This window comes from Sphingomonas sp. (genome assembly GCF_013816785.1).
In the GTDB taxonomy this organism is placed as follows: domain Bacteria; phylum Pseudomonadota; class Alphaproteobacteria; order Sphingomonadales; family Sphingomonadaceae; genus Sphingomicrobium.
Genome location: NZ_JACDDV010000085.1, coordinates 1 through 5733 on the forward strand (window position 1 = coordinate 1; position 5733 = coordinate 5733).

At 65.9% G+C, this 5733-nt stretch carries 7 protein-coding genes; 3 read left to right on the top strand and 4 right to left on the bottom strand.

Annotated elements, in window-relative coordinates; translation table 11 throughout:
* Positions 1-862: acyl-CoA dehydrogenase family protein (locus H0W65_RS11980; RefSeq protein WP_294007875.1), on the bottom strand; the 862-nt coding region annotated here is incomplete at its 3' end.
* Positions 863-908: 46 nt separating this feature from the next.
* Here H0W65_RS11980 and H0W65_RS11985 point away from each other — a divergent pair.
* Positions 909-1862: an L-threonylcarbamoyladenylate synthase gene (locus tag H0W65_RS11985; RefSeq protein ID WP_294007877.1), complete on the top strand. Its 954-nt coding sequence runs from the start codon at positions 909-911 to the stop codon at positions 1860-1862.
* On the opposite strand, the gene msrA is transcribed toward H0W65_RS11985, so the two are convergent.
* Entirely contained in the window at positions 1810-2361 is a 552-nt protein-coding gene (msrA, locus tag H0W65_RS11990) for a peptide-methionine (S)-S-oxide reductase MsrA (protein WP_294007886.1), read from the bottom strand. The two genes, H0W65_RS11985 and msrA, sit on opposite strands and share 53 nt — an antisense overlap.
* 59 nt (positions 2362-2420) lie before the next feature.
* Positions 2421-3125, bottom strand: a complete 705-nt coding sequence (locus H0W65_RS11995; protein WP_294007879.1) for a PilZ domain-containing protein — start codon at positions 3123-3125, stop codon at positions 2421-2423.
* Between the two features lie 154 nt (positions 3126-3279).
* On the opposite strand from H0W65_RS11995, the gene H0W65_RS12000 reads away from it, so the two are divergent.
* Entirely contained in the window at positions 3280-3669 is a 390-nt protein-coding gene (locus H0W65_RS12000; RefSeq protein WP_294007881.1) for a response regulator, read from the top strand.
* Positions 3666-4541, top strand: a complete 876-nt coding sequence (locus H0W65_RS12005; RefSeq protein WP_294007883.1) for an EAL domain-containing protein — start codon at positions 3666-3668, stop codon at positions 4539-4541. The genes H0W65_RS12000 and H0W65_RS12005 overlap by 4 nt, the downstream gene beginning before the upstream one ends.
* Here H0W65_RS12005 and H0W65_RS12010 read toward each other — a convergent pair.
* Positions 4483-5733, bottom strand: a 1251-nt coding sequence (locus H0W65_RS12010) for an aldehyde dehydrogenase family protein (RefSeq protein WP_294007884.1), incomplete at its 5' end; no start/stop codon positions are given. The two genes, H0W65_RS12005 and H0W65_RS12010, sit on opposite strands and share 59 nt — an antisense overlap.

Here is a 5733-nt window from a genome sequence, read left to right on the forward strand (position 1 = left end):
TCATCGTGAACATAGCGCGCATGCCGCCAGTTTCGGGGCCGATCAGCCAGCCGGTTGCCCCGCCTCCTGCAAAATTACCGGCGTCGCCATAGCTCATTACGCAAGTCGGCGAGGCGTGGATGCCCAACTTATGCTCGATCGACACGCAGCGCAGGTCGTTGGGCGTGCCGCCGGGCAAGATCTTCGGCACCAGGAACAGCGAAATTCCGCGCGTCCCCTCGGGCGCGTTGGGCGTGCGCGCCAGCACCAAATGGACGATCTGCTCGGTCAGGTCATGCTCGCCATAGGTGATGAAAATCTTGGTACCCTTGATCGCCCATGACCCGTCGTCGTTGGGCGTCGCCCGGCTGTTGAGCGCGCCGACGTCGCTGCCCGCCTGAGGTTCGGTCAGGTTCATCGTCGCCGGCCATTCGCCCGACACGATTTTCGGCAGATAGTCCCGCTTCAGCCCGTCCGATCCATGCGCCTGTAGCGCTTCGATCGCGGCCAGCGACAGCATCGGGCACAGCGCGAAGCCGATGTTGGCGGCATTCAAATCCTCCATCAGCGCCGCAGAAAGCGCCAGCGGCAGGCCTTGCCCCCCGTGCTCCTCGTTCGCGGCCAGTGTCATCCAGCCGCCCTCGACAAATGCCTGATAGGCGGCGCGATAGCCGTCGGGCATTTTGACCGCGCCATTGTCCCACCGCGCGCCGACCGTGTCACCGATGCGGTCAAGCGGTGCGAACTCGCCCTCGGCAAGCGCTGCCGCTCCCTCAAGCACGGCATCGACCGTGTCGCTGTCGGGCGCGCCGTCGATCTCGCCGATCCGCACCACTTCGTCGATGACGAGGCGCTGGTCGCGAATAGGGGCGGTGAAGCTCATGACGGGTCCCTTGATGCGGCTAGGCTTCAGCTATAGCGGCGAGGGCATGGCGCTTCCACCCGACACGCGCGTGATGCCGTTCGATGCCGAGGCGATCGCCGAGGCGTCGCGGCTGATCCTCGCCGGGCAGCCGGTGGCGATGCCGACCGAGACGGTCTACGGCCTCGCCGCCGACGCGACCTCTGCCGTCGCCGTCGCGCACATCTACACCGCCAAGGGCCGCCCCAGCTTCAATCCGCTGATCGTCCATGTCCCCGACTTCGGCGCTGCCGAACGCATCGGCAACTTTGACGAGCGAGCGCGCGCGCTCGCGATCGAGCATTGGCCCGGACCGCTCACCCTGGTCGTCCCGCTACGCGACGGCGCGGGCATCGCCAGCCTCGTCACCGCTGGACTCGCCACCGTCGCGCTGCGCGTTCCCGCCCATCCGGCGATGCAGGCGCTGCTCAAGGCCTGCGCCCGCCCCCTCGCCGCCCCTTCAGCCAACGCCAGCGGCCTGATCAGCCCGACCCGCGCCAGCCATGTCCTCGCCTCGCTCGGCGGGCGCATTCCGCTGGTGGTCGACGGCGGCGCAACCCAGCGCGGGATCGAATCGACCATCGTCGCCGCGACCGGCGGCCCGCTGCGGCTCCTGAGGCGCGGCCCGATCGAGATTAATGACCTCGCCATCGAACAGCCCGCGGGGATCGAAGCGCCGGGCCAGCTCGCCAGCCACTACGCTCCGTCGAAGCCGCTGCGCCTCGACGCGACCGAAGCACGCGACGGCGAAACACTGATCGGTTACGGCCCGGTGGCGGGTGATCTATCGCTGAGCGGAACCGGCGATCCAGTAGAGGCGGCCGCGAAGCTGTTCGACCTGCTCCACCGCGCGGACGCGATGCCGAAGCCGAAGATCGCCATCGCCCCAATCCTCGGCAACGGCATCGCCGCGGCCATCCGTGATCGGCTCAAACGGGCTGCCGCGCCGCGTCCTTCAACCGCGCCTGATAGCTCTTCCTGAATTTCTGCAGCTTGGGTGCGATCACCGCCTGGCAGTAGGGGTTGCTGTTTCCTTCGCGGGCGAAATAATCCTGATGATAATCCTCGGCCGAATACCAAGTCGAGGCCGGCTCGATGGTCGTCACCACGCCGCCGCCGCGCTCGTCGTTGGCGCGCTCAATCGCCGCCTCCGCCGCCCCGCGCTGCTCTTCATCCAGCGGGAAGATCGCCGTGCGATATTGCGTCCCGACATCGCCGCCCTGGCGGTTAAGCTGGGTCGGATCATGCGTCGCGAAGAAGATGTCGAGCAGCTCGGCATAGCTGATCTGATCATTGTCGAAAGTGACGCGGACCGCCTCGGCATGGCCGGTGTCGCCGCCGCAGACCTGTTTGTAGGTCGGGTTGGCCGTCTGGCCGCCGATATAGCCACTTTCGACCGTCTCGACCCCGACGACATCGAGGTAGATTGCCTCGGTGCACCAGAAGCATCCGCCCGCCAGTATCGCGACTTCCTTGGCCATCATCTCGCTCCTTCATTCGACTGAAGCGAGATAGGAACGGCGATGCGCGAAAGAAAGGTCTAGCGCTTGATGCTCGACTTGAGCGTCGCCATTTCGAGCCGCTTGCCGATCCAATCGGCGAGCTCCTCGAAGGTCAGCGGCTGGTCGAACACGATGCCGGCCTTGCGGTCGGAGTACCAGCGCACCTCGCCACGCACCGGGCGAAGGCTTTCGACGACCACGATGACCTTGTGACCCAGGCAATATTCCTCGATCGGCTCGACCTTGATCCCGCCTAGGGAAATGTCGTGCACGTCGACCGTGTAATAGCTTTTGTCGAGCTTGACGTTGGCCTTGCAATTAACCTCCAACCGCGGCGGGCGCGCGCGGAAACCGTGGCGCGGCTTGCGGCCAGCCAGCATCTCGCCGAGGTCGATATTCTGTTCGAACTTGAAGCCTGCGGTCCCTTCGCGAATCCACACCACATTGGCCGGAATTCGCTGCGATGACAGCTCGATCGAAACGACGTCGCCGACCCGCACCGCGTGGCCGACTTCGGCCATCAGGCCGCCGGCTGACATGTTGCGCACGCGCACCAGTTGCTCGCGGCCGTTTTCCTCGATGATCTTGGCGACCCGCAGCATGGCGAGCATGCGCTCGTCGGAGCGCCGCTCCGGCGGGCGCGGCACCGCGGTCGATAGCGAGAAGGTGGTCGACTCGAAGACGATATTGTCCTCGCCCAGCGGACGCTGCGGCTGTTTGCGCCGAATGAGTGTGCCGAACATGCGGGAGGTCTCCCCCAGAACAAAGTAATATGGCGTCAATTCGGGACATTAGTGGTTTCGGGGTTAATATCCGGTTTCGAGCGTTTGACGGTGCAAGCGAAAGCTGTTGTGGATTGGCATTGACCGTTCAACCGGTGTTGGAGTCCAGACGGGAATGAAGCTGCCGCAGTTGCTGTTGATCGATGACGAGCCGGCGCTGGCCCAGTTTGTCGCCAGGGCCGCCGACTTGTGCGGATTCGAGCCTGTGATTGCCGAGCAGGACCAGCAATTTCGCGCCAAATTCCTCGAAAACCGACCGCAAATGGTTGCGCTCGACCTTGGCATGCCGGGGATGGATGGGGTCGAATTGCTGCGCTTCCTCGCCGAGCAGGATTTTCAGCAGCCGGTGCTGATTATCTCCGGCTTCGACCGACGCGTGCTCGACAGCGCGTTCCGGCTGGGCGCGGCGCTTGGCCTCACCATGGTCGGTCCGATCGAGAAGCCGGCGCGGCTTGAGGATCTGGAGGCAATCCTGCTCAGCCAGAGACCCTCGCTCGTGCCATGATCGCCGCGGCCGACCTTGGGCTGCTCGACGGGTTTGAGCGGGCGTTGCTGAACGGCCGCCTGCGGATGGCGTATCAACCCAAGGTTTCGCTCGTCGACGGCAGTTTGAAGCGGGTCGAGGCGCTGGTCCGATGGGACGATCCGAAGCTTGGCGCGGTGCCTCCCTCGCGCTTCGTGCCGCTGGCGGAAAAATACGGGCTGATCGACCCGCTCACCCAATGGGGACTGCGCACCACGCTGCGCCAATGGCTGACGTGGCGCGACGCGGGCCTGGACACCTGCTTGGCGTTCAATATCTCGGCCCTCAGTCTAGATCAGCTCGATTTCCCCGACCTCGTCGAACGCATGTGCCGCGCGCTCGCCGTGCCCACCGAACGGTTGGTGCTCGAGCTGACCGAGGGCGCTACGCAGCCGTTGGTCAAGCTGATGGACACGCTGACCCGCTTCCGCATCAAAGGCATCGGCCTTGCGATCGACGATTTCGGGATCGGCTATTCGTCGCTGATGCAGCTTCGCCAGCTGCCCTTCACCGAGGTCAAGATCGATCGCTTCTTCGTCGACGACGCGCCCAGCTCGAACGAGTCGGCGGTGGTCGTGCGGACGATCATCGACCTCGCTCATGGTCTCGGCCTGACCGTCACCGGCGAAGGGATCGAAACCGTCGAGCAGTTGCGCCTGTTGCGCGACATGGGCTGCGATGTCGCCCAGGGCTACCTCATCTCCAAGGCTCTTCCACCCGGTGAGTTGGCGAGTTGGTACAAGGGCTGGCAGGCGCGCTGGCCGTCGCTGATCGACGACCGCCCCGCCATCGCCCCTAAGCCTCGAGGTCGAACCGCACGCCCTGCGCCAGCGGCAGCGCCGAGCCATAGTTGATGGTGTTGGTCGCGCGCCGCATATAGGCGCGCCAGCTGTCCGACCCGCTCTCGCGTCCTCCGCCGGTTTCCTTCTCGCCCCCGAACGCGCCGCCGATCTCGGCGCCCGACGGCCCGATGTTGACGTTAGCGATGCCGCAATCCGATCCCACCGCCGCCAGAAATCGCTCGGCCTCGCGCAGGTCGGTGGTGAAGATCGAGCTCGACAGGCCCTGTGCCACCGCATTGTTGAGCGCGATTGCCTCGTCGAGTGTGTCGTAGCGCAGCACGTAAAGGATCGGCGCGAACGTCTCGAGCAGCACGACACCCGCCTGCTCGTGCACCTCGACCACCGCCGGGCGCACCAGCCGCTCGCCAAGCCGATCGCCGCCATGGACAATGCCGCCCTGCCCGCGCGCGGCTTCCAGCGCGCACTCCATGCCCGCGACCGCAGCGTCATCGATCAAGGGTCCGACCAGCACGCCGCCCTCGCGCGGATCGCCCACTGGCAAGCGCGCATAAAGCGCCGCCAGCCGCTCGACCAACCCCTCGGCGATCGAGCGATGAACGATCAACCGCCGCAGCGAGGTGCAGCGTTGCCCCGCCGTCCCGGCCGCCGAAAACAGAATTGCGCGCTCGGCCAAATCGAGCGCCGCGCTCGGCGCGACGATCATCGCGTTGTTGCCGCCAAGCTCGAGCAGCGAGCGCCCGAACCGCTCGGCGACGAGCGGGCCGAGCGTGCGGCCCATACCGGTCGATCCGGTCGCCGACACCAGCGCCATGCGGGGGTCCTTGGCGAGCGCCTCGCCGACCTCGCGCCCGCCTTGCGCAAGCTGTGCAAGCCCGTCGGGCGCATCGCCGAACCGCGCCAGCGCCCGGCAAAACACGGCCATCACCGCCGCGGCGGTCAGCGGAGTCTTTTCGCTCGGTTTCCACACCACGCTATCGCCGCACACCAGCGCCAGCGCCGCGTTCCACGCCCACACCGCGACCGGAAAGTTGAACGCGCTGATAATCGCAACCGGCCCAAGCGGATGCCATTGTTCGATCATCCGGTGGTCGGGCCGCTCGCTGGCGATGGTCAGGCCGTAAAGCTGCCGCGACAACCCGACCGCATAATCGCAAATGTCGATCATCTCCTGGACCTCACCCAGGCCTTCGGACAATATCTTGCCCGCTTCGAGCGTTACCAGCCGGGCAAGCGGCTCCTTCGC